Raw genomic sequence first — 23,160 nt, 5'->3', positions numbered from 1 at the left:
GAAAATCCTGCAGAGAGAAGATGTCCATATGCTATAATGGGACAAAAAAGAGGAAGGGATATTATGGGAGTTCCTGCATATTTACGGCAGCAAATTCTAGAACAACTCAAGTCGATTTTGAATGAACAACTCGGCAAGGAAAAAGCGCGTGTTTACTTATTTGGTTCCTGGGCCCGACAGGAAGAAAAACATAGTTCGGATATCGACATCGCTATCGAATCCCACTCCCCGATCTCTCCTTTTAAATGGAACAAACTGATCGAGCAAATTGAAGAGTCTACCATCCCTTACAAGGTAGATGTAGTGGATTTACATGATGCCAAAGAAGTTCTAGTCCAACATGTGAAAGAGGAGGGGATTTTATGGAAAGATTACGCCAAAGATTAGAAGCAGCAGAAAAAGCGTTGGCTTCCTTTGAAAAGCTAGCTAACCTTGAAAACCCGAACGATGTGGAACGAGATGCAGCGATTCAACGATTTGAATTTTCTTTCGAGGCTAGTTGGAAAGCGGCTAAGCAATATTTATATGACATAGAAGGGGTAGATGTCGGCTCTCCGAAGAGCGTCATTCGCAGTTGCAGGGAGGTCCACTTGTTGGAGGATGAGGAGGCCGTTCTAGCTTTGGAAATGGTCAATGATCGTAATTTGACCGTCCATACCTATAATGAAGAAGTGGCCATTAAAATCCACAAAAATTTGGCCAAGTATAATAACCTTCTCCATCAATGGGTTGAACGGATGAATGGGAAAGTGATGGAATAGCTATTAAAAGATAAAGCCCCAGACGTTAGCAACTACGTCCGTGGCTTTGTTTATATAGAAGTTTGGCTTTATGATTTATAGTTCGCAGAGAAGGTGTTTTTGGATTTGTGAACTTTATATAATCAAGTCCTCTAATACAGGGCTGCATGAATGGTATGCCTTTTAGTTAATATAAAATATCAAAAAAAGCATAAGAAAGGAAATCATTTATGATACCCATTTCTATAATCTCCTTTGTGAATAAGCATTGTAAGAGTAATCCTGACGAAGAACCAAACAAATTAAAGAAAAGGCTTAAAGAGGCGGTTAATGATAAGGAAAATGGGGTGATTTGCTTCAAATGTGATCAGGAAATTTGGGCTATTGGCAGTGCAGTTGCTAACCAGGGGTGTTTTTCTTGTATAACTGGGGAAGCGGGTGCCTCGGAAGATTATGAGATCGACGAAGTGTGTTGGTCATAAAATAAAACTCTTGTTTGTATTCTAAATAATAAAATTATAGCTTATACAGGAAAACAGACACCACCAAGGGTATTGAATTACGTCTGTTATTCCACTATAGAGGACTGGGTTATGACTGGATACTGTTCACAAAGTATTAAAACTTATTGTGGTTAATCATTTTACTTGCTAACGAGAACCTTGTTATAACAAGGTTCTACGGGATTTGTTATAGTCTTTTCAACTAAGCGAGTGAATGGGCGGCATGATGTGATTGCGCCCACCCCCCTTCCATCATAGGGTTTGATAACAGTTTGACTGGATTTTGACTGATTTTTAAAATCGTCCACAAAACCTAAAAGCCTCTCAAGAGTTTATAAACTTTTGAGAGGCTTTTTCTTTTATTCCTAATTTATAAGAGTTGGAGCTAGTTAATGGGTGATTTTGGAATAATTGTTATTATATGAAAATATAATTAACTCGAAACTGTGTCTTCAAGTATAGGGAATAATAATGGAAGGCTCAGATTAAACAACGCTCTATATGATACTAGTAAAACGCTATATAACCTCCTCAGTTATTTTTCTAATTCTGTAAATCTCTCATCATAAAGAATTGCTTCTCTTTTATATGGAACCGTCGTTACAACCTCATGCCTAAGCCAATCTAGTTGGACCAGGAGGTATATTGGTAGTCTATATTCTGCCTATTTATTTTACAACCCACAGTTGATGCGGATAGTGGGCAATTATATAAAGTCAATGTAGAAACGTTAAAGTTGGGGGATGCACCAAACCAAAGTGGTGAAAAGACTTTGTCTGGGTATCACTTTATTATTGACCCAGGCCACGGGAAAAAATCCGGGTGCAGTTCGGTCAGAACTATACGAAAAAGCAATAACACTATCTACAGCGAAAAAAGTTGATGAACAGTTGCGTGATAAAAGGGGGGGGCTTCCGCTACATTTAGCCGAACAGGCGATACGTTTATTCCTGTGGAAAAGCGGGCTCAACTCAGTAATTCGACTACTGCAAATGCATTTATTAGTCTGCACTATTATACATTTAAAGACCAATTTATACGCAGAATCGACACCTTCTATAATAATGTGGATGAGATTCAAAAGCTTGCAGAAGCGATTCTCGCAAATTCTTTAAGAAATATAAACTGTTGGTCGTTTACGGTTAGTATCTTTCGCATAATAAAGATCTTGAGGTCCTACGATTGCTTGATTAAACGTTTCTTTTTAAAGGTAAATGGAAATATAATAGAAAATACTGTTTTTTGTCCTGGGTTTTCCAAGCAGAAGCTGTTTCCCTGTATAGCTCGGTTAAAAGAGGACCGGTAATTTAGATATTTACCAGTCGGGTCAGCCTACAGGCTGCTACCCGGCTGTTTTGCTAAGGAGGATGGTATGTGATGAACCACACGCACGAGGAGCTTACCGCAAGATTACAAGAAAATGCCACGTATTCAAAAAAAGGAAGATTAAGCGTTATTAATAAAGAAATTCCTTTTCAGGAGGGGAGCCGCGGTTTAGATCCGCGTGTGAAAAATTTTCTTACAAACGAGGCAGATCCGAACGTAAGACGTCCGCTCGAAATCGATGACCTGGAAATTACCCGAAAGAGAGTGGAAGTAAATAATAAAGATTTAAGTAGTGGAATTCGTTCGGAAACGATTAAAATCATTTTGGAGGATCATGAAATTCCCTTGGGGATTTATAACCAGACAACAGAAAAAAAGCCGGTCCTTATTTATCTTCACGGCGGAGGTTTTTTTGAGCGAGATATGGACGTGATGGAAAATATCTGCAAGTTCTTAGCGCAAGAAGCCAACGCGGTAGTAGTGGGGATAGAGTATCGTCTAGCGCCGGAGAATCCTTATCAGGATGGCTTGAACGATTGTTTGGAAGCAGTGCGATATATTTACGAAAATCCCGAAAAGTTTCATGTTGATGTTGATCAAATGGGCCTTGTGGGAGACAGTGTCGGGGGGAATCTTGCTCTTGGGGTACATCAGTTAAGTTTAGGGGAAAAATGGGAAATACGTTATATGGGGATGTTCTGCCCGCTGGTAGATTTGTCTGAAGTATCAAGAAATACTTGGAATGTAAAACATTATGACATGTCCAAAGATGCTGAGTTAATTCGCCAAGAGCTCGTGACTATGAAAGATTCTCTTATGTTCATTCAGTCACTCTATCTTACTAATTTAGAAGATGTGTTTCTGCCGCTTGTTTCTCCGTTACTGCGCAAAGATAAAACCACTCTGCCACCTACCACGATCGTGACAGCTGAGTTCGATTTTTTGCGAATTCAGGGAGAAGAGTTTTCCACCCAGCAGCTAGAGGCAGGAGTTCCAGTACTCCATTTTAAATATAAAGGAATGGATCATGCTTTTGTCAGAAAGCTCGGCTACTATCCTCAATCAGCGGATGCGATCAAAGAAGTTTCCAGCCATTTTTTGCAGGTGCTGCGAAAGTAAGTGCTTTTCCATTCAGTCTGCAATAAAGATCATCGTCTTCATTAAATGAAGAGGTTTGAAAGAGAAGAAAAATCGCTAAAAGAAAAAATACAGGTCTTCTTCTCAAATACTGTGACGAGCCACTTGTGTTTCTAATAATGTAAGAACTTGAAGCATTTGTATTAATTTTTTCATCAGCTAATATCTGGCTCTCAACAGCCGCAACAAGCTTAGCGCGTGATGTTTATCAAACAATAATAAAGAAGTATCAGATACAAAGCCCCTAACATACTAAAAGTTATCAAAAGAAGGAAGGGGAGGGGGCTTAAGGATTTAAGACGATCGTTGATAAAAAAGAAACGAGCTTTCTCATAAATAAATGCAAACTTAATATTTGTTGTGCCTTAAGATGAGACCTCCTACTATACAACCCAAATCCTCCTATCAGGGCTGGAACCGGGTTAAAAAAATACTTGTTACTGCATATTATTTTTTTGAGGAATCTCTGAACACAAAATGCTTTACCATGAAAAAGCTGGCAGTAAAGGATAAAAACATTGCGAGACCTTTCGCTAGGTTATACCTGAGCCAGCGTGGGATTTCAATGATTTGAAAGAGCTGATTTGCTCCAAGAAACACGAGATTATTGACACCGAGACTGACAATTCCCTGGAGTATAAATGCAATCCGTTGTCTGTTGCTTCCTTCATCACTGTGTCTAAACGTGATATATGAATTCCAAAAATAGCTGTTTGCCACTGCAAGTGAATAAGCAATTGTATTATATAAGGCGAGAATTCCCCGCTCATCTGTAGGAAAAAGCACCAGCAGCACATTTAATGAACCGATGTCTACTGCCGCATTAGCTATTCCGATCGCACTGAACGTCATAATTTGAAATGGCCCTTTTCGCATCTTTTTTTTCTTCATCGGTTATTCCTCTTCTTTTGGTGCTTCTTACATTAATTTTTTCTTTTTCATTGGACGTTTTCTATCCAGTCCGATCACTTCTTCATATAAATCTCCCATTTGTTCAGCAACTCCAGCCCATCCGAGCTCAGCAATATCCTTGTGTGCATTCAGCGCTAATCGGTTACTCAGAATCTCGTCTTCAAAGCGACATACAGTTTTTGTGAAATCTCCATCCTTCTCCGGGTCATAGAGCAGTCCCGTTCGTTCTCGATCTGTTCACACGTCGGACCGCTCTTGGCAGCAACGAGAGGCAGGCCGGATGCCATCGCTTCCATAATAACAAGCCCGAGAGTTATTTATTATCCACTTCGACCCGACGTTTGAGCGTTTTTTTCACTTGTTTGATATCAGTAACGTTATCTTTAGCCATTTTAAATAACCAATAGCAGAAGGGATAAGAAATATTTGTAGTAGGGATAATGTTACAACATAGCTGTATGATTCCACAAAATGAGTAGAAACAATCCCAAGTACTATTGCTACACCTATATTCCCGAGGGTACGTCCTAAACTGTTAAACAGATTAGCTACGCTAAAGGCAGTTCCTCGATGCTCTGGCAGGTTTACGTCAGTAATTAAAGCCAACCAATTAGGTGTATTGGCTGACTGGAATGCCGAAGCAAAAAAGGACAAAATAAATAATAAAGCAACCTAAGGGTTTGTGAAAATTTGCTTAAAGGAATACAAAAATCGATGTTAAATATGCACGTCCCTATATTTGATTAATCTATGGCTGAAAACGATAACCGGCTCCCCAAACAGTTTGTACATGATTGGGATTAGAGGGGTCTGTTTCAATTTTTTCTCTTATCCGATTTATATGGACAGAAACTGTTCTACTGTCACCATAGGCATCTAGTCCCCAAATACGTGTATATAATTCCTCTCTAGTGAAGACTGTCTCTGGATTTGTGGCTAGGAAATATAACAACTCATATTCTTTGTTCTTAATAAATATTTCTTCGTTATCTTTATAGACCCGTCGTGATTGTGTATTTATACGAAGGCGCCCATAAGCAATGTCTTTAGGAATTGACAGTTGAGGTTCTCCCGATAACATTCTTTCATATTGCGCCAAGTTTGCTTTCACCCTAGCTATAAGTTCTGTTGGAGAAAAGGGTTTGGTAATGTAGTCGTCTGCACCTAAGCCCAATCCTTTAATTTTATCTATATCCTCAGTTTTAGCAGTCACCATTAATATTGGAATATTTAATTGATCTCTAATTCTCCTTATGATTTCGATTCCATCCATGTTAGGTAACATTAGGTCTAGCAGTATTAAATCATATTTACCTGACAACGCATTCTCCAGCCCCTTTTTTCCATCTTCTACAATAACTACTTCATAACCATTAATTACAAGAAAATCCTTCTCTATTTCAGCTATTGCATAGTCATCTTCAATTATAAGAATCCGTTTCATTTTTACCTCCAACTATAGGGAGAGCAATGGTTATGATCAAACCACTATTAGAAGGACTTTTTGCAGAAATAGTACCTCCAAATCTCTCTATGATCTTATTTGAAATGGCGAGACCCAGTCCGCTCCCCTGACCAGGGTTCCGTCTAGCTCCATCTGTTCTATAAAAAGCATCAAACAAATTTTCAAGCTTGTCTTCGGGCACACCTGGTCCATTATCTTGAAATGTGATTTTTACTTCTTCTCCCCTTGGAATGCATTCTATTTTGAGTGAGTTATTTTCTTGGTTTCCGTATTTTAAAGAATTCTCAATAATATTTGTGAAAACATTTCGTATTTGAACAGAGTCAACTTTCACGAAAACATTTTCCGCAAAATTTAAAAAGGTTGTTTCCAACCCCCGCTCATTGTACTCTGTTGTGACATTTTGTTCATAGACCTTTAACAACCTACCTATGTCAAGGGTTTCTATTGAAAGAGGGAAATCACCTGCATCCAATTTTGAGAACAAAAAAAGTTGATTGACAACATGATTTAAGTCATCGGTCTTTTTAGTTATTGTCCTTAAATATTCCTTTTTCATTTCGGGATTTGAAGCTACACCTTTTTCTAGACCTTCCACATATGCTTTAATGGATGTAAGTGGTGTACGCAAATCATGTGAAATTCCAGCAATTAATTCTCTCCTATTTGCATCATCTCTCTTTTTTGCTTCTATTAATCGTTGTAACTGCCCAGCCATTTCATTAAAATCCTCACAGACATTTAAAAATTCATCTTTTCTTTTGTATCGGAGACGGTAGTTAAGGTTTCCATCACGAATTTCACGTACTCCATCAACAAGAATATCCAAAGGAATAACAATACTCTTGAACACCAACCTGTTTAACAGCCAGATTGCAACAAATAAAATAAGTACCATTATTACAATATCCCAAGGAAAAGGGGGGTTATAACCTTTGATCTTATTTTCTTCACCACCGTATTCATAAGATAAATAAAGTCGATAGTCCCCACTACTTATCGAATATAGTGCGGTATTATCCATAGTAAAATAATGACGAGATTCTTGATCACTAGCTATATCAAAAAGTGCATTTTCCTGAAAACCTCCTATGTCGTATAAGATATTTTCATCTTTATATATAGCAAAAGCAATAGCTTCGCTTTTGTCTAGTATTTCCCTCTGCTCAATATCACTAATTATTAGCTCTAAGTCATCCTTTTCTATCAACTCTTCAAATTGGAAAGCAATTAATAAAATTATAATTATTAATGCATTAGATAAGAATAAGCGAAGTTTTATAGTCAAAACTCTTACACCTCAAGTTTAATTTGCTTTAGTTTATTATTATCTGACGGAGTAAAAAAACAAAGTCTGACTTCTCACTTTGTCATAACATCCTTTACATTACGAAACACGTACTAATTTCCGTATATTTCCTCAAGCTCAACTAGTAATCCAACTTTACCGAACCTATCTTTTAAATCCCTAAGCTTCTCATTTTCATTAGGTTCATCCTTAATAAATCGTCCTTATCACTCACCCGGCTAGAAGTAGAGTCACACATAATAGTTTATCGGTTATTTTTAAACTCCTTTATTTTAAAACTTAAACAGTTTTTAAACTAAAGTGACTCCTTTAAAATCAACGAAAAGTAATTTATTCCTATGTGGTTTCCCTTAGTTAAACCTTTTTTAGGAAAGCGTAAGTCCACATGTTTTCTAAATGATATTTCTTCAACTATTTTTTCCATAAACTGACTGTACAACCCCCAAAAGGTCATCAATCATTAATTCCTCACCCTAGGGTTACTTACTCTGCTCAATCAAAGAAGCTATATACTCGGAACTTTCCACTTTTATATCCTTAAGGTATTTTGATCTTGCTGTCTTGTATTTGGAAACTTTATCTTCATTAATTAGAAATTCAGTAATTTGTTCTTCATAAGAGATATGTAATTTAAAACTTGAACAAGGTCATGCTTCCTTAAATACTTTAAGTTAATGTCCTCTTATCCCGGTAAAGTTTTTGTAACAAACATGGCAACCACTTTTTCAAGCATTTGTTAATGGTTTTGCAGTCCGTCACGAACGTCCGGGTGAGGAAACCGGACCGTTATAAAAAAAACAGTATTCCAAATAAGCTTTTCCTTACTTGGAATACTGCCATGTATGCCAGTTAAACAGATTATTAATTGTACGAAAGACTAACTTCATCATTTGTCTCTTCTTGATAATAAAGTTTATCAGTTTCTAAAATAAATTGTAAAATATCCTCTGCTGCATGATCATTGATGAACGCTTTTTGTGATCTTTTAATGCTGTTCAACTTATAATCATCATTTTAAATTAAATCTTCAATAATCGGTTTAATATTATTTATATCATCACTTACTACGCCAAGATTTAGCTTTTGAGCAAATGCAGGGTTGTCCTCTTCTTGACCAGGTAAAGCACCAGTAATGATAAGTGGATTTTTTGACGCTACGGCTTCAAACATAAAGTTTGGGCTACCTCTTGTAAAAGCAATATCGGATGCAAACATTAAATCTTGAATATTTTTCGTAAAACCATAGATCTCAAGTGAAAAACCGTCAGCTACATGTATTTTTACATCATCACTATTAACACCAATCTTTTCGGATAAAGATTCAGTTATACTCTTATGTCCATGCCCTGTATTATCAGAAGAAATGGTTAATACCTTTTTTTTATATTTTCAGCACCTCCTTTTTCCGAACGCGATAAAAGCCGAGCACGTCAACCGCATGCACCGGGGCCGGTCGTGGGCCACCCCGGACCAGGTGCAGAGACCTTCGCATCAGCGGTCCCCGCTCACCAGCTCGAGCACAGGCACCCGGGAGACCCGGAACGCGGGCCACGCTGCAGCGATTACGCTCGCTGCGACTGCGACGATCAGCGTCACTGCCAGACGGAGCCAGGGTACGACGACGGACGGGATCTCCGCGCCTCCAGTGACATCGATCATCGCCCAGCAGAAACCAGCTCCGACGGCGATACCGATCGATGCTGCAACGAACGACAGGAGTGCCGCCTCGAGCCGCACGATGCGACGCAGCTCCCGCCGAGAAGTCCCGACCGCTCGCAGCAGCCCGATCTCTCCAGAGCGTTCATTTATCGCGAGCGCCGTGGTGTTGGCGACTCCAAGAAGCGCGATGAAGCTCGCCAGAATGAGCATCCCGTCGATGAAGTTCCTGAACGCAGCGATCTCGCTCCCGCTGCTGGCGACGTGTTCTTCCTGGGTCGCCAGGAAAGACCCGGGCGTATCTCGTACCAGGGTACTCACGTTTTCCTCGGCGTCCGTCTCCGCTCCGCCGGCGAGGTCGATGAACACCTGCGCATCGAGCTGACGACCGGCCGAGTCGTCGAGTCTCGCACGGTCGATGAAGTACACTGGGGCTTCGAAACCGCCGGTGCTCCTCTCGACCACGGCAACGATTGGCGCTTCAATGGTCGTTCGTTCGAACTCGATCTCCAGGGTTCCGCCAAGCAGCGCCGGGTCATCACCGACCACGGCCACGCCTCCCGAGCTCAGATTTGCGAGGTCGCCGGCGATCGGGTCGAGGTCGAACATAGTGGGCAGTGCCGTCGGTTCGATGCCGCCGATCATCTCGGCTTTCCCTTCCACGATCCCTTCATCGATCGACAGCGCAGTTACCGAGTCGACGTCGGGCAGCTCTGCTATCCGGCCGGCCAGGGTGGGGTCGATCGTCGAGAAGTCGGGGGTCGCCGACGTGACCACCAGGTCCGCACGCAGCCCGTCGCGAACGTCTGTTCCCACTGCGCTCGTCAGTGAGCTCGCGAACATCGCGAACATCGTCACCATCGCGGTTCCGAGCATGATCGCGAGCGCCGTCGATGCCGATCGACGGGGGCTCGCAGCCAGGTTGCCCGCTGCGATCGAGCCGCCAACACCGGCGGCGCGGCGGGCCACCGGAGAGCTCCAACGTGCTGAAGCTGTCACGAGCGCCGGGCCGCACAGCACGAGCGCCGGGATAATGGCAGCAGCGAGCATGAGCCACACTGGGTTCGAGCCCACCACAGCCACAGCTCCTCCAACGATCGCCACCGCAGCGAGCACGAGTCCGCTTGCAGTCCGTGCTCGGCTCACTACCCGGGGTTCCGCCGCGCTCTCGCGCAGAGCCTCGATCGGTGGTGTCGCCGCCGCGCGGCGAGCCGGGATCCATGCCGAGAGGAGCGTTGCGCCGATACCGACGGTCGCGGCAATCGCGATCGAGGTCGGGCTCACGATCGTCGGCCCGGTGATCAGGCTGATCCCAGTGAGTCCGACGACCCAGCGTAACGCGCCCACTCCTGCGACTCCGCATACGAGGCCGGCGAGCGTGGCGATCGTTCCGACAAACGCCGCCTCGATCACCACTCCGCCGAGTACTTGGCGTCGTTCAGCACCGATCGCACGCAGGAGCCCCGACTCCCGCCGGCGGCGGGCGACGGTGAGCGTGAACGTGTTGAAGATGATCGTCACGCCGATCAGAATCGCGACCACGGCGAAGGCCAGGAGGAACACGTTCAGGAACTGCAGAGGTGAAGTAGCGGTGTCCTGCATCGTCCGGATGTAGTCGGGTCCGTCGACGACCTCGGCATCGGACAGCGCCGACAATCGGCCGAGCACCTCGGCGCGGTCGGCACCCTCCGCGACGTCGACGAGCACCTCGGTCGGCGCCGCCGTGTCGAGCCAGGAGGAAACTGCTCCGTCGGGCAACAGAACTGTTCGCTCCAGCGGTGACGCGTCCGCCGACGTGAACGTCGCAATACCGGTGATGGTCGCGTCGTGCATCCCCGTCGCGGTCAGGACCTGTACGATGTCACCCGGAGCCACGCCTGCGTCATCGGCGAGCGATCGATCGATCACGACCTCTCCGACCTCAGTGGGTGGTCGCCCGCTCTCTAGCCGGAACGGATTGAGCTCCGGGTTGGCGACCCAGTTGCGACCGACGTCGCTAGCCGTGCCGGTTCCGACCGGCGATCCGTTGACGACCAGCTTCGCGAAGCCTTTCCATTGCGAGGCAGCCTTGTCGACGCCGTCGACCGCAGCCACGCGCTCAGTAATATCGGGATCTAGTGATTGCCGAACCGACCTGACAGGATCTCCCGGTCCTCCGCCTGGCTCGCCGAGGGAAACGCCTTGCACCACGGCGTCCGTCCCGGCCAACGCTTCGGCGATATCGCTGGCCGCTCGGCCTCGCATCGAGTCGGACAGCACCAGCGTCGAGACGAGGAACGCCACCGAAAGCGCGATCGCCGTGCCCGTGAGCAGGAACCGACCCCGACTCGCGAGCACGCTCCGGACCGCGCTCCGCACCATCTGGTTCATCGTCCCAGCCCCTTCATCACGTCGAGCACCGAATCGGCTGACGGGCGATCCATCACGTCGTGCACTTTGCCGTCGACGACGAACACGACTTGGTCCGCCCAGGCAGCGGCGTTGGGATCGTGCGTGACTACCACGATCGACTGATGATGCTTGTCGACCGCTGATCGCAGGTATCCGAGGATCTCATGTCCGGACAGGGTGTCGAGGTTGCCGGTGGGCTCATCGGCGAACACCACCTGTGGCTGGGCGACCAGCGCCCGGGCGACGGCGACGCGCTGTTGCTGGCCGCCCGAGAGCTCCGCCGGCCGATGATGCATGCGATCACCGAGGCGCAGCATCGACACGACCTGATCGAGCACTCCATCGCTCGGCTGCCGGCCCGACAACGTTAAAGGCAGGCAGATGTTCTCCTCGACCGTGAGGGTCTCAGCGAGATTGAACGTCTGGAACACGAACCCGATCTGTTCTCGGCGCAGTCTGGTCAACTCGCGGTCGTCGAGGGTCGACAAATCGGTGCTGCCAACGAATGCGCGACCCGACGTCAGTTGATCCAACCCGGCGGCGCAGTGCATCATCGTCGACTTGCCCGAACCCGACGGTCCCATCACAGCCGTGAACTTCCCCGCCGGGAACGCGATGGTGACGTCGTCGAGCGCGACGACGGCCGACTCGCCAGAGCCGTATCGCTTAACTGCGCCGACTAGCATGGCCGCAGCTTCATCAGCATTGGCTGACAGAGCGCTCCCGGACTGCCGTTTATAAGGTACTCCCATGGTCCCACCTCCAAACCTGATTACTACATATTGTCATCGTCGACTTGCCCGAACCCATCACAACCGTGAATTTCCCCGCCGGGAACGCGCTGGGGACGTCGTCGAGCATGGCCGCAGCGTCATGATGCCCAGAGGGAATGGACAATAAAGGCATAAATAAGATATTGTTCATTTTAATTGCTCCTTTTGAATTAATATAAAATCACAACCAAAGTATATCCACTACCGTTAAACTCCTTTATTCCAAACAATAAACAGTTGTTAAACAACTTTTTATTATTTTGTAAACAGCCACTTGTTGGAGGATGAGGATGCCGTTCTAGCTTTGGAAATGGTCAATGATCGTAATTTGACCGTCCATACCTAAAAGGAAGAAGTGGCCATTAAAATCCGCAAAAATTTGGCCAAGTATAATAACCTTCTCCATCAATGGGTTGAACGGATGAATGGGAAAGTGATGGAATAGACATAAAAAACTAGAGTTCCAGACGTTAGTAGCTACTTCTAGTTTGTGAACCAAAACATTTTAAAAATGCATTAGTACAAACGGTAAAAAAGCCATTGTTTCAAATCTATGTAATGTTTTTGGTGACTGGATTATGACTGGATACTGTTCATAAAGTATTAAAACTCATTGTGGTTTATAAATTAACTTTGCGATGGAAACCTTGGTATAACAAGATTCTGTCGGTCTAATTATTGTCCTTTTAATTAGCCGAGTGAATGGGCGGCATGATGTGATAACGCCCAAAGACCTGATATGAATGGGTTTGTTACCTGTTTAAACCCTGATTGACATACTTCTTGTCATTCAAAAAGGAAAAATAAATATAATAGTTAGCCTTTCATTAGTTCACAGAACTTTTGAGAGGCTTATTCTTTTTTATGGAAATCCGTGGGTAAAAATCGAACCATAGAAGCAGTTATTGAAACTACAAATAAGGAACACGGAAAGGGGAGCAGCTTACATAATCCATACCTGATTCAAAACAGAACTGGATTGATTCTTTTTCTCCGCCATGCTCTCCACAGATTCTGTTTTGAGAGTAGGTTTTGTTTCTCTTCCCAGTTTCACCCCACTTTGTTTTTTGTTTTCTATAGTAGAATTCAGTGACAATCGCTTGGGTAATGGGGGGATTTAGGGTTTGGTGGGTTGGTTGAATATGGCGGCTATCTTTTTTTAAAAGAAAACCGGCTTTAAAAGTATTAAGGGATTATGAAAGGCAGAGAAAAAACAAGTGTAGCCAAATCCATAAAAATTTGGAGTTGGCAGAAGGGAATAATTTATTATGAATCAAGTCTTTAGCTTGAGGAGGCTAATTTTAGAGGTGCATACTTTTATTAAGTGGAACCTTTCCCCATTTAGTTGAAAAAGTGAGCAATTTCGGTCAATATCGTTTACAATGAAAAAGTAATTACATATTGGAAAAGTAGGCGCCGTTTTATTATTTCAATGGCTTAAAAGGGAAGTTGGTGCAAATCCAACACGGTCCCGCCACTGTGACAGGGAGTAACTTTGCTGGTCCACTGTGCTTATCAAGCATGGGAAGGGGCAAGGAAGCGATAATCTGAAGTCAGGAGACCTACCTGCTTTTTACACCAATTTAACCTACGCGGATAGGGAGGTGTGTCGAGAAGATTAGGAGCCCCTTTGTAGGTAGTGAGCTCCTGATAGTGCACATCTTTTTATCAAAAGATGTGTTTTTTTGTGTGCAAAAGACAAAAGGAGGAGTTAATTTTGAACCGAATTTGGAAGAAATTATTACCCTTATTTCTGGTTATAGGATTATTAGCCGGCTGTGCCTCTGGGGGGAATGAAGAAGCAAGCTCGACGAGTGATAACTCTCAAGAAAAAACAGAAGAACAGACAAATAGCGGAGAAGAAACAGATACATCTTATCCATTAACCGTAACAGATGCATTGAATCATGAAGTGACATTTGAGGAAGAACCCGAGAAAATAATCAGCACCATACCGAGTAATGGGGAGATCCTTTTCACATTAGGATTGGCTGAAGAAGTAGTCGGGGTAAGTGATTTTGCGAATTATCCCGATGAGGTGACGGAAAAAGAAAAGATTGGCGGGCAGGATTTAAATGTGGAGAAGATTCTCTCGTTAAAACCTGATTTAGTGTTGGCTCATGCGTCAGGTGCGCATAACTCGGAACAAGCTTTAAAGCAGCTTCGTAATACTGGAGTGAAGGTGTTCGTTGTCCAGGATGCGACGTCTTTTGATGCAGTGTACGAGAGTATACAAACAATAGGGAGTATTACTGGAACCTCTGACAAAGCTGAAGAAATCGTGACTGGTATGAAAGAAGACTTAGAAGTGATCAAAGAAAAGGCCAGCGGAATAGCTGAAGAAGACAAGAAGAACGTATTTATCGAAGTGGCACCAGCCCCTGAAATCTATAGTGGCGGAAAAGGAACGTTCCTAAATGGAATGCTTCAAGCCATCAACGCGGATAACGTAGTCGGTGACCAAGAAGATTGGTTCAAAATGAATAACGAGGCGATTGTTGAATTACAGCCAGAAGTTATTATTACAACGTATGGCTATTATACAGAGAACTCGAAGAAAAAGGTGTTGAGTCGTGATGGATGGGGTTCTGTTCCAGCTGTTGAAAAAGAGCAGGTCTATGATGTCCATTCGGATCTTGTCACACGTCCGGGGCCTCGTTTAGTTAAAGGGGTAAGGGAACTTGGAGAAGCTATCTATCCAGAAGTTTTCAGTGAATAAATCGTTTCAATATAGTGCTAGCTTATTAGTTTTAGTGTTTTGTATGTTTCTAGGAACATCGATAGGAAGCGTATCGATCTCATTTGAGGTTATTGCTCGCATTATAGGTGAACAATTGCTTCCTTTTTTACATATGACAGAAGGCATCGATGACATGCAGAAAGCGATCATTCTTAATATCCGACTGCCTAGAGTGATCCTGGCTGCGCTTGTTGGCGGGGCATTGGCCTTAGCAGGTGCAGTCTTTCAAGGACTGTTGAAAAACCCACTCGCTGATCCTTATACACTAGGAGTTTCTTCCGGTGCCTCAGTCGGAGCTGTGGCTGTGCTGTTTTTAGGAATCACTCTTCCCTTTGCAGGCGGATTTACCTTGCCGGCTGTAAGCATTTTAGCTGCGATAGCAACGATTGTTCTTGTCGTCAGCTTTACTAGATTAGTCGACCGTTCCATGTCAATGACGACGATTATTTTAACCGGGATCATCTTCAGTTCCTTCTTAGGGTCACTGATCTCGTTAATGATTTCACTGACGGGAGAAGAGCTCCGGCAAATTGTGAACTGGCTTTTAGGAAGTGTGGGAATGCGCGGATGGGACTATGTTTATCTGATGCTTCCATTCTTCGTGGTGGGAGTCCTTCTTCTGATGGTAACAGGGCAAGAATTGAATGCGATGACATTTGGAGAAGAACGCGCCAAGCAGTTAGGTGTCAATGTAGAACGTCAGAAGTATATGGTATTAATCGGTGCATCGATTTTAACAGGGGCAGCAGTCGCAGTTTCCGGAACAATAGGATTTGTCGGACTCGTTATTCCTCATATTTGTCGGAAACTTTTCGGAAGTGACCATCGTCATTTGATTCCACTTTGTATCTTAAACGGCAGTACCTTTTTAATCTTGGCTGATCTATTTGCTCGTACGATCATATCTCCATCGGAAATGCCGATAGGAGTTGTGACAGCCTTAATTGGAGCCCCGATGTTTGCCTTTATTTTAGTTAGACGACGGAGAGGAGGACAATCGGAATGATTGAGGTCAATCATCTTTACGCGGGCTATGAAAAAGATATTTTACGTGATGTTTCCTTTTTGGTTCAAAAAGGAGAAGTATTGGGCATCATCGGTCCTAATGGGAGCGGGAAAACAACTCTTTTAAAAGCTTTAAATCAAACTCTTTCTAAAGTACGTGGGGAAATTCTCATTGATGGACGTGCGGCAGATGCTTTGACATCTAAGGAAATGGCCAGGGAAATGGCCGTACTCCCGCAACATCATCAACTATCCTTTTCCTTCAGTGTCGAGCAGACGGTATTAATGGGGCGGTACCCTTATCAGAAAGGGCTATTTAAACATTGGAAGGTTGAGGATTACAACATTGTAGATAAAGTAATGGAGCAAACAGGTATAAAGCGATTTCGTAATAAATTACTGCTATCTTTGAGTGGCGGGGAACGACAGCGAGTATTCCTGGCCCAGGCGCTGGCTCAACAGCCTCAAATCCTGTTATTGGACGAGCCGACCAATCATTTGGATTTCAGTTATCAAAAAAACATGTTAGACGCGTTAAAGGAGATGTCCATTCAAGAAAGCCTGACAGTCATTGCGATTTTCCACGACTTGAATCTGGCCAGCCTGTATTGTGATCGACTCCTGCTTTTAGAAGAGGGGCGAGTAAGAGCATTCCATACCCCGGAAAAAGTATTGGAGGGGACTAAGTTATCTGAAGTTTACCAGTCGAGCATTAACGTTCATGCTCACCCTTATTTCTCTAAACCTCTCACGAATGTCGTACCTTCTTATACAGGTAACATAGAAAAAGTAAGTGTAGACCCCAACTATCTTGATATCTGTTCTGATCGAGTTTATTACCATAGTCCATCACCCTTGAAATGTTATTCTTCTGCAGTATTGCACCCAGGATTCGGATGGTACCGCCATTTTATCAATCTTCATGTCGACCAGTCATTTAATTGTGAAAATCCTGTTGCGTACCTCGAAGATTATGCGGATGAACAAGGCTATCAGACATATGAGACGCTAGGAATGATGACCGCAGCGATGGTCGAAGATGTCTGTGATAAAGTCATAGAGGGTGACGGATTCCGAGTGCTCGTAGTAGTGACAGCAGGTACAAGCAATGCCGTAGATGTGATCCACGCAAATCAGCATATTCAACAAGCTGTACCAGGAACGATCAACACGTGGATTTTCGTAGATGGTGATTTGTCAGAGCAGGCTTACGTGCAATCGGTGATGACAGCAACAGAGGCTAAGGTGAAAGCAATGGTGGAGCTTAATATTCGGGATGATGTATCTGGGACGCTTGCGACCGGAACATCGACGGACAGTACATTAATCGGAAGCACCCAGCAAGGTAAGAGACTAGAATATGGTGGTTCCATTTCCCCTTTAGGAAGGGTGATAGGCAGGGCTGTGTTTGACACGACAAAGCTTGCGATTGAACGCTATTTAAAACGACGAGGTGAGGCCTGATGCTATCTCACTTGATTGCCATTACGCTTGCATATGGATTAGATCGATTGTTTGGTGATCCAAAAGGAATACCTCACCCAGTCATAGGAATGGGGAAGCTGATATCGTATTTAGAAAAAGTTTGGAACCAAGGGGGAGGCAGAATAGTCAAAGGTGGATTTATGGCTGTTCTCGTCATCGGAATCTGTTTTTTCAGTAGTTTTGTGATGGTTGAGCAGTTATTCGATTGGAATCACTATGCAGCAATTGGATTGGAAGCTGTACTCATTTGGACGACCATTGCTGAAAAAGGACTTCGTCAAGCTGCAATGGAAGTGTATCGTCCATTAAAGAAAGGGGACCTTCCGAGAGCGAGAAAGTATTTATCCTATATCGTCGGGCGTGACACCGATCATTTAGAAGAGCCTCAGATTGTAAGAGGGACAGTAGAAACAGTGGCAGAGAACATTAGCGATGGGGTAACAGCCCCGCTATTTTATGCCCTGATCGGAGGAGCCCCTCTTGCCATTGCCTATCGCGCAATCAACACCTGTGACTCCATGGTGGGCTACAGAAATGAGCGTTTTAAGGATTTTGGGTTTGTCTCTGCCAAATTGGATGATCTTTTTAACTTGATTCCAAGTCGGCTAACTGCTTTTGTGATGATTCTTTTTTCATCTTTTTCTATAAAAGAAAAACAGAAGCTGTTTCAGGAACTTCCCGTGCAGGCGCGGCGTCATCCAAGCCCAAACAGCGGTTGGGGAGAAGCGGCGACTGCTTTACTTCTGGGGGTGCAATTAGGGGGGATAAATTATTATTTTGGCGAAAAATCAGAACGACCGAAGATTGGAAAAGCCTTGAGATCCCCAGCTGCTTATCATATCGAACAGGTGAACCATCTTTTAGCTATTACGGTCTGGATGTGGATGTTATTACTATGGTTAGGAGGAATCGGAATTGAATTGGCCATCACATGGAGCGAATCCAACTAAACTTTATAATAAAATGAATGCGGAACCACCAACGTCATTGCTTGATTTCAGCGTAAATACCAATCCATTTGGTTCGCCGGAGGGATTAATATCCCATTTAGAAAAAATTCTCGGAAAAATTCATAGTTACCCTGACCCAGACAGTGAGCGCTTGCATCAAAGACTAGCCGAACACCATGAGGTATCGTTAGACAACGTGTTGCTAGGCAATGGTGCATCCGAACTGATATATCTATTTGCTCAATTATGGCAAGGCAAGCATATAGGGGTTGTCCAGCCGACATTTTCTGAGTACCAAAAGGCGTGTCAAGCCTACGGATGCACGATTTATCCGATCATGTTAGAAGAGCAGTATCAGTTTGCCTTACACCAATCGGATTATGAATCCTATCTGGAGAAGATTGACGTCCTCTTTCTATGTCATCCAAATAATCCGACAGGAGCCATGTACCATCCACTCGTCTTACGGGATCTGATCTGCCGATGTGAACAAAAAGGAATCGTCGTATTGATAGATGAAGCATTCCACGACTTTGTGATAGATGAATCGTTCTATTCTCCGAGTGTTTTGGAAAACTCAAATGTCATTCTCCTTCGATCACTGACGAAAATGTTTGCTATTCCTGGTTTGCGACTCGGATATGTGCTGGGGAATCCCTCCCTGATCAAACAGATGAAAACGTACCAGCCAACTTGGAGTGTCAATGCATTTGCTGAAGAGGCGGGATTGTATTGTTTAGATGCCTCTGGTTTCCGACAACAGACTGCAGAAGCGATTTCTGTTGAGAAGCAATCTCTTTTTCTGAAGCTTAAAGAGCTGGGGTACCAGCCTATGAGGACCCAAACCAATTACTTTTTAATGAAGGATCCCTTTCATGAAGATACGAAGCAGATGATTGAGTTTTTGCTGAAGAATGGGGTCATCGTAAGGCATACCTATAATTTTCCCTCTCTTGATGGAAGGTTTGTGCGGTTAGCGATTAAACGAACAGAGGAGAATGAACGCCTCTTATCCTCTCTCGAAAGGTGGAGTTCTCTATGCTTACCCTGATCATCGGCGGCGTACGAAGCGGAAAAAGTACATATGCAGAAAAGCTTGCTGCCCATTCCCATTCCCAGACCGACTCTCTTTACTACATAGCTACGAGCGTCAATACAGATGAAGAAATGAATGAACGGATTATAAAGCATAAGAAGGCACGAAAAGAGGCTCCGCAGCAATGGATCGTTTTTGAGCGTCCTACTCGTCCATCCTCTATCAAACTTCAGCAAAGGGGAACAGTTTTGCTTGATTGTGTCACGACATGGACAGCCAACGAATGGATGGAGAAAATAGAATCGGAAACGATGGATGAACTGGTTACACGAATGGTGACAGAGGTCGAGAAAATGATGCAGAGTACTGAACATCTTATCTTAGTATCAAATGATCTGTTCTCGGATGCAATGAAATTTGAACCAGCGATTCAAGAATTTCTGCAGTTAATAGGGAAGCTTCATCAACAACTCGTGAAAAAAGCCGATCGTGCTGTGAAGATGGAGTTTAGCTATCCGCAAATCAAGAAAGGAAGAATTCTATGAAAGGAATCATGGTCCAGGGAACGGCATCCAATGTCGGGAAAAGTTTAGTCGTTACGGCCATCTGCCGCTGGCTGACGAATCAAGGATATCGTGTCGCTCCATTCAAGTCCCAGAACATGTCCAACAACTCGTACGTAACAGAAGCTGGAACAGAAATCGGACGGGCGCAGGGGGTACAGGCGGAAGCTTGTAAAACGATCGCCTTGCCCGAAATGAATCCCATTCTGTTAAAACCGAAAAATGATCAGACATCAGAAGTCATTTGCCTTGGAAAATCAGTAGAATCGTGTTCAGGAAAAGAATACCGGACGTATTTCTATGAGGCAGGAAAAAAGGTCATCGAAGAAAGTCTTGCCCAATTAGAAAAACACTTTGACTTTATCGTCATCGAAGGAGCAGGGAGTCCGGTTGAAGTTAACTTGAATGATCGGGAGCTTGTGAACATGGCTGTGGCAGATATCGCTGATATGCCTGTCATTCTTGTTGCAGATATCGATCGAGGTGGCGTATTTGCATCAATTGTCGGGACTCTTCAGCTCTTACCGGAAGCTGATCGAAGGAGAGTAAAAGGGATTATAATTAATAAATTCCGCGGGGATCCCGAGTTGTTTAACGATGGTGTTGACTGGCTAGAGCGGTACACAGGGATCCCCGTACTCGGTGTTCTTCCCTATACCGATCATGAAATTGAGGCGGAGGATTCGTTGTCCATCAGGGAAAACAAAGTTTCTTCAGCAGCCAACCCCTTAGACATTGCTGTTGTTGTATTTCCGTATCTATCAAACTTTACAGATGTCGACCCGTTTTATCAGGAGGAAGATGTAAGCATCCGTTATGTTTCTCGAAAAGAAGAATTAGGTAGACCAGATGCTGTGATCCTGCCAGGCACGAGGAGTACGGTAGATGATTTAGAGGAAATAAGGAATCGCGGAATTGAAGAGAAGCTTCTCGCCTATATTCGCGAAGGCGGAACGGTTGCGGGGATTTGTGGAGGATATCAAGTGCTCACCGAACAATTTATAGAAGGAGATAAGGTGATGAGTGGTATGGGGATATTTCCTATCACCACTATTTTTCAAGAGGCGAAGAAGACTCGGCGAATCAAAGGTACTGTTCATTCAAGGAGCGGCTTCCCGTCTAGTAAAGTAGAAGGGTATGAAATTCATCATGGTGACATGAAGAGTGAGAAGGGAGACCTTATCCCTTTGTTTTATCTTGAAAATGAAGAGGAAGGAGCTGTTCTTGACGGTGGGAGGATCATTGGAACTCACCTCCATCATGTCTTTCACAATGAACAATTTCGAAAAGAATGGCTGAACCGAATAAGAATCAAAAAAGACCTTCCCATACCCGCTGCTGCATTGCCAAAAAAGGATCCATATGATCAGCTGGCTGAAATGTTTGAGAGCGAAGTAGACACAGATACTATCTTTTCCCTCGTTAATAATGAGGAATTTCCAAAATGAAACTATATATACAGGGATTGATTCTAGCTATTCAATTCTTCTCGGTATTCCCAGTCAAACGGGAAATTCCTATGGAAAAAAAGCAGCTGAGAGGAGCGATCATCAGCTTGCCGTGGGTGGGTATAATGATAGGTGTTTTCCCTCTTATGTCAGCCTGGATTTTCCTTGATTATACGCTAATGTCTACGTTTGGTGCAGCGGGGCTCACTATGGCATTCTCCATTATCGGAAGCGGAGGAATTCATTTAGATGGATGGATGGATACGAGCGATGCGTATTTTTCCTATCAACCAAAAGAAAAGCGGCTTGCTATTATGGAAGATCCTCGGACAGGCGCGTTTGGGGTTATTTCTGTCATAGGCCTTCTGTTCCTCCGATTTATCTTTATTCATGAGACACTGATTGTTTCCTTTTTCACGTTTGCGTTCGGAGTGCTTGCCGTCCCGTTTCTATCCCGGCTGGTGCTTGTATTTCATTTTGCCTGGACACCCTTAGCAAAAGAAAAAGGGCTGAGTCATTGGTTTGCCTCAGCTTATTCAGTAGGTGTGCTCTGGGCAAATTTAGGTAACTTCATTGTTTTGGGAGCTGTAGCAGTCCTGATTGACACGGACCTTCTGTATATGCTTGCCTTCTTATTTCTGGCTGCAGCAGGCCTTTATACAATGAGTCGTTCAATAGCCCTCCAGTCATTTGGCGGAATGACTGGAGATGTACTTGGAGCAACAGTAGAAGGAGGCGAAACCTTTTTATGGATCGTGTTGTGGATTTCTACCTTATTCGTCATGGGCTGACAGAAGGAAATATAAGAAAACAGTATATCGGATGGAGTGATCTTCCTCTTCACCCGGATGGGGTGGAAGCTTTACACATCACTCGTTCCCTCATCCCTAACGTTGATATGGTGTGGACAAGCGATTTAGTCAGATGTGTCGACACGGCAGCCCAACTTTTTCCTGAGAAGAAAGCAAGGAGAACGCAATTGCTGCGTGAAATCCACTTTGGGGATTGGGAAAAGCACACTTACGAAGACTTAAAGAACAATGCTTTATATCGGAAGTGGGTATCAGAACCTGCTTCGACGGCACCTCCAAGAGGAGAGCGTTATCAAGTGTTCCAGTCAAGGGTAGAACATTGGCTCTTTCGTTTTTTCTCCGAACTGGAGGAGCATCAAGATCGGAAAAACATAGCTGTCATCACCCATGGAGGGGTAATACGAGAGCTTATGCGTTGGCTCTATGGGGACTCAAAACCTATCTGGAAATGGAACGCTCATCCTGGAGGGGGCTACCATCTTCAGATGAAACAAGGGAGGGATCAAACATGGACTTTGTTACAGGCGGAGCTTATAACGGTAAAAGTGAATGGGTAAGAGAGAAACTTCTTGAAAGAGAGAATGAAGTGACATGGATAGATTTAGCTAATGAAAAAATCCCCATTCCAGGGGCAAGCATACTAGTAGTAGAGAATATAGAATATATGGTAAAAGAAAATGAGGTAGCCAGTGCTATAGAGGAATTGGAAGAGATTTTGCATTGGGAAAAAGGAGAAGGTGGTCGTCTGGCAGTCTTGATCGGAAGTGATACAACAAAGGGGATTGTTCCTCTTGAACGATCAGATCGGGAGTGGCGTGATCGAACGGGATTTCTATTCCAAACGGTGATGAAGCAGGCAGATAATGCTTATCTCATTTGGTTTGGGTTAGGCGAAAAATTAAAATAACA

Annotated in this window: 21 protein-coding genes, 1 pseudogene and 1 riboswitch; of the genes and pseudogenes, 15 read left to right on the top strand and 7 right to left on the bottom strand. The window is 44.1% G+C overall.

Going from position 1 to position 23,160, the window contains the following annotated elements:
• The first annotated feature begins 63 nt into the window (after window positions 1-63).
• The 5 genes from HLI_RS08610 to HLI_RS08590 all read left to right on the top strand — a co-directional run bounded on the left by HLI_RS08610 (window position 64) and on the right by HLI_RS08590 (window position 3,688).
• On the top strand, window positions 64-387 hold the full coding sequence (locus HLI_RS08610; protein ID WP_128524610.1) for a nucleotidyltransferase family protein: 324 nt from the start codon (window positions 64-66) through the stop codon (window positions 385-387).
• On the top strand, window positions 363-761 hold the full coding sequence (locus tag HLI_RS08605) for an HI0074 family nucleotidyltransferase substrate-binding subunit (protein ID WP_128524609.1): 399 nt from the start codon (window positions 363-365) through the stop codon (window positions 759-761). The genes HLI_RS08610 and HLI_RS08605 overlap by 25 nt, the downstream gene beginning before the upstream one ends.
• 209 nt (window positions 762-970) lie before the next feature.
• Window positions 971-1,222: a hypothetical protein gene (locus tag HLI_RS08600; RefSeq protein ID WP_128524608.1), complete on the top strand. Its 252-nt coding sequence runs from the start codon at window positions 971-973 to the stop codon at window positions 1,220-1,222.
• Between the two features lie 973 nt (window positions 1,223-2,195).
• Window positions 2,196-2,549, top strand: a complete 354-nt coding sequence (locus tag HLI_RS22285; RefSeq protein ID WP_431357396.1) for an N-acetylmuramoyl-L-alanine amidase CwlD — start codon at window positions 2,196-2,198, stop codon at window positions 2,547-2,549.
• Between the two features lie 71 nt (window positions 2,550-2,620).
• Entirely contained in the window at window positions 2,621-3,688 is a 1,068-nt protein-coding gene (locus HLI_RS08590) for an alpha/beta hydrolase (RefSeq protein ID WP_241655997.1), read from the top strand.
• Window positions 3,689-4,153: 465 nt separating this feature from the next.
• Here the strand turns inward: HLI_RS08590 and HLI_RS08585 are convergent, their stop codons facing one another.
• The 7 genes and pseudogenes from HLI_RS08585 to HLI_RS21985 all read right to left on the bottom strand — a co-directional run.
• Window positions 4,154-4,597, bottom strand: coding sequence for a GtrA family protein (locus HLI_RS08585; protein WP_128524606.1), 444 nt, complete (start codon window positions 4,595-4,597; stop codon window positions 4,154-4,156).
• A gap of 769 nt (window positions 4,598-5,366) precedes the next feature.
• Window positions 5,367-6,062 (bottom strand): response regulator transcription factor, encoded by a 696-nt coding sequence (locus HLI_RS08570; protein WP_128524605.1) that lies wholly within the window; start codon window positions 6,060-6,062, stop codon window positions 5,367-5,369.
• Window positions 6,040-7,371 carry a sensor histidine kinase gene (locus tag HLI_RS08565; protein WP_128524604.1) on the bottom strand — a complete coding sequence of 444 codons (1,332 nt, stop codon included), beginning with the start codon at window positions 7,369-7,371 and terminating at the stop codon, window positions 6,040-6,042. The genes HLI_RS08570 and HLI_RS08565 overlap by 23 nt, the downstream gene beginning before the upstream one ends.
• 1,035 nt (window positions 7,372-8,406) lie before the next feature.
• Window positions 8,407-8,562 carry a hypothetical protein gene (locus tag HLI_RS21570; RefSeq protein ID WP_164908524.1) on the bottom strand — a complete coding sequence of 52 codons (156 nt, stop codon included), beginning with the start codon at window positions 8,560-8,562 and terminating at the stop codon, window positions 8,407-8,409.
• 321 nt (window positions 8,563-8,883) lie between these two features.
• Window positions 8,884-11,418 carry an ABC transporter permease gene (locus HLI_RS08560; protein ID WP_128524603.1) on the bottom strand — a complete coding sequence of 845 codons (2,535 nt, stop codon included), beginning with the start codon at window positions 11,416-11,418 and terminating at the stop codon, window positions 8,884-8,886.
• Window positions 11,415-12,191 (bottom strand): ABC transporter ATP-binding protein, encoded by a 777-nt coding sequence (locus HLI_RS08555; RefSeq protein ID WP_241655961.1) that lies wholly within the window; start codon window positions 12,189-12,191, stop codon window positions 11,415-11,417. The genes HLI_RS08560 and HLI_RS08555 overlap by 4 nt, the downstream gene beginning before the upstream one ends.
• A 932-nt stretch (window positions 12,192-13,123) precedes the next feature.
• A pseudogene (locus tag HLI_RS21985) lies at window positions 13,124-13,275 on the bottom strand (putative PEP-binding protein); the annotation flags it as partial.
• Between the two features lie 331 nt (window positions 13,276-13,606).
• Window positions 13,607-13,796: riboswitch (cobalamin riboswitch) on the top strand.
• 133 nt (window positions 13,797-13,929) lie between these two features.
• Between HLI_RS21985 and HLI_RS08540 the strand changes: the two are divergent.
• Genes HLI_RS08540 through HLI_RS08495 form a run of 10 tightly spaced genes read left to right on the top strand, consistent with a single transcriptional unit; the run spans window position 13,930 to window position 23,158 of the window.
• Window positions 13,930-14,931, top strand: a complete 1,002-nt coding sequence (locus tag HLI_RS08540; protein WP_241655960.1) for an ABC transporter substrate-binding protein — start codon at window positions 13,930-13,932, stop codon at window positions 14,929-14,931.
• On the top strand, window positions 14,894-15,958 hold the full coding sequence (locus HLI_RS08535; protein WP_241655959.1) for a FecCD family ABC transporter permease: 1,065 nt from the start codon (window positions 14,894-14,896) through the stop codon (window positions 15,956-15,958). Before HLI_RS08540 ends, HLI_RS08535 begins: the two co-directional genes overlap by 38 nt.
• Window positions 15,955-17,421 (top strand): adenosylcobinamide amidohydrolase, encoded by a 1,467-nt coding sequence (locus HLI_RS08530; protein WP_128524601.1) that lies wholly within the window; start codon window positions 15,955-15,957, stop codon window positions 17,419-17,421. The genes HLI_RS08535 and HLI_RS08530 overlap by 4 nt, the downstream gene beginning before the upstream one ends.
• Complete coding sequence (cbiB, locus tag HLI_RS08525) at window positions 17,421-18,392, top strand: adenosylcobinamide-phosphate synthase CbiB (protein WP_206659647.1); 972 nt, start codon at window positions 17,421-17,423, stop codon at window positions 18,390-18,392. Before HLI_RS08530 ends, cbiB begins: the two co-directional genes overlap by 1 nt.
• Window positions 18,358-19,443 (top strand): threonine-phosphate decarboxylase CobD, encoded by a 1,086-nt coding sequence (cobD, locus tag HLI_RS08520; RefSeq protein WP_128524599.1) that lies wholly within the window; start codon window positions 18,358-18,360, stop codon window positions 19,441-19,443. The genes cbiB and cobD overlap by 35 nt, the downstream gene beginning before the upstream one ends.
• The gene (locus HLI_RS08515; protein WP_128524598.1) at window positions 19,431-19,973 is read left to right on the top strand and encodes a bifunctional adenosylcobinamide kinase/adenosylcobinamide-phosphate guanylyltransferase; all 543 of its coding nucleotides are present in this window, start codon (window positions 19,431-19,433) and stop codon (window positions 19,971-19,973) included. The genes cobD and HLI_RS08515 overlap by 13 nt, the downstream gene beginning before the upstream one ends.
• Complete coding sequence (locus tag HLI_RS08510; RefSeq protein WP_128524597.1) at window positions 19,970-21,439, top strand: cobyric acid synthase; 1,470 nt, start codon at window positions 19,970-19,972, stop codon at window positions 21,437-21,439. The genes HLI_RS08515 and HLI_RS08510 overlap by 4 nt, the downstream gene beginning before the upstream one ends.
• The gene (locus tag HLI_RS08505; protein ID WP_128524596.1) at window positions 21,436-22,230 is read left to right on the top strand and encodes an adenosylcobinamide-GDP ribazoletransferase; all 795 of its coding nucleotides are present in this window, start codon (window positions 21,436-21,438) and stop codon (window positions 22,228-22,230) included. Before HLI_RS08510 ends, HLI_RS08505 begins: the two co-directional genes overlap by 4 nt.
• Window positions 22,188-22,808, top strand: coding sequence for a histidine phosphatase family protein (locus tag HLI_RS08500; RefSeq protein ID WP_128524595.1), 621 nt, complete (start codon window positions 22,188-22,190; stop codon window positions 22,806-22,808). The genes HLI_RS08505 and HLI_RS08500 overlap by 43 nt, the downstream gene beginning before the upstream one ends.
• Complete coding sequence (locus tag HLI_RS08495; RefSeq protein ID WP_164908523.1) at window positions 22,760-23,158, top strand: bifunctional adenosylcobinamide kinase/adenosylcobinamide-phosphate guanylyltransferase; 399 nt, start codon at window positions 22,760-22,762, stop codon at window positions 23,156-23,158. Before HLI_RS08500 ends, HLI_RS08495 begins: the two co-directional genes overlap by 49 nt.
• Window positions 23,159-23,160 lie beyond the last annotated feature (2 nt).

It is taken from the genome of Halobacillus litoralis, assembly GCF_004101865.1.
Taxonomy (GTDB): Bacteria; Bacillota; Bacilli; order Bacillales; family Halobacillaceae; genus Halobacillus; species Halobacillus litoralis_A.
This window is presented reverse-complemented; position numbering and strand designations above follow the sequence as displayed.

Bases quoted from the DNA above. Each gene is read 5' to 3' on its own strand.
- HLI_RS08585 (WP_128524606.1), bottom strand. From the start codon at position 4,597: ATGAAGAAAAAAAAGATGCGAAAAGGGCCATTTCAAATTATGACGTTC.
- HLI_RS08590 (WP_241655997.1), top strand. From the start codon at position 2,621: ATGAACCACACGCACGAGGAGCTTACCGCAAGATTACAAGAAAATGCC.
- HLI_RS08570 (WP_128524605.1), bottom strand. From the start codon at position 6,062: ATGAAACGGATTCTTATAATTGAAGATGACTATGCAATAGCTGAAATA.
- HLI_RS08605 (WP_128524609.1), top strand. From the start codon at position 363: ATGGAAAGATTACGCCAAAGATTAGAAGCAGCAGAAAAAGCGTTGGCT.
- cbiB (WP_206659647.1), top strand. From the start codon at position 17,421: ATGCTATCTCACTTGATTGCCATTACGCTTGCATATGGATTAGATCGA.
- HLI_RS08500 (WP_128524595.1), top strand. From the start codon at position 22,188: ATGGATCGTGTTGTGGATTTCTACCTTATTCGTCATGGGCTGACAGAA.
- HLI_RS08515 (WP_128524598.1), top strand. From the start codon at position 19,431: ATGCTTACCCTGATCATCGGCGGCGTACGAAGCGGAAAAAGTACATAT.
- HLI_RS08495 (WP_164908523.1), top strand. From the start codon at position 22,760: ATGGACTTTGTTACAGGCGGAGCTTATAACGGTAAAAGTGAATGGGTA.
- HLI_RS08530 (WP_128524601.1), top strand. From the start codon at position 15,955: ATGATTGAGGTCAATCATCTTTACGCGGGCTATGAAAAAGATATTTTA.
- HLI_RS08505 (WP_128524596.1), top strand. From the start codon at position 21,436: ATGAAACTATATATACAGGGATTGATTCTAGCTATTCAATTCTTCTCG.
- HLI_RS08600 (WP_128524608.1), top strand. From the start codon at position 971: ATGATACCCATTTCTATAATCTCCTTTGTGAATAAGCATTGTAAGAGT.
- HLI_RS08555 (WP_241655961.1), bottom strand. From the start codon at position 12,191: ATGGGAGTACCTTATAAACGGCAGTCCGGGAGCGCTCTGTCAGCCAAT.
- HLI_RS08510 (WP_128524597.1), top strand. From the start codon at position 19,970: ATGAAAGGAATCATGGTCCAGGGAACGGCATCCAATGTCGGGAAAAGT.
- HLI_RS08610 (WP_128524610.1), top strand. From the start codon at position 64: ATGGGAGTTCCTGCATATTTACGGCAGCAAATTCTAGAACAACTCAAG.
- HLI_RS21570 (WP_164908524.1), bottom strand. From the start codon at position 8,562: ATGTTTGAAGCCGTAGCGTCAAAAAATCCACTTATCATTACTGGTGCT.
- HLI_RS08560 (WP_128524603.1), bottom strand. From the start codon at position 11,418: ATGAACCAGATGGTGCGGAGCGCGGTCCGGAGCGTGCTCGCGAGTCGG.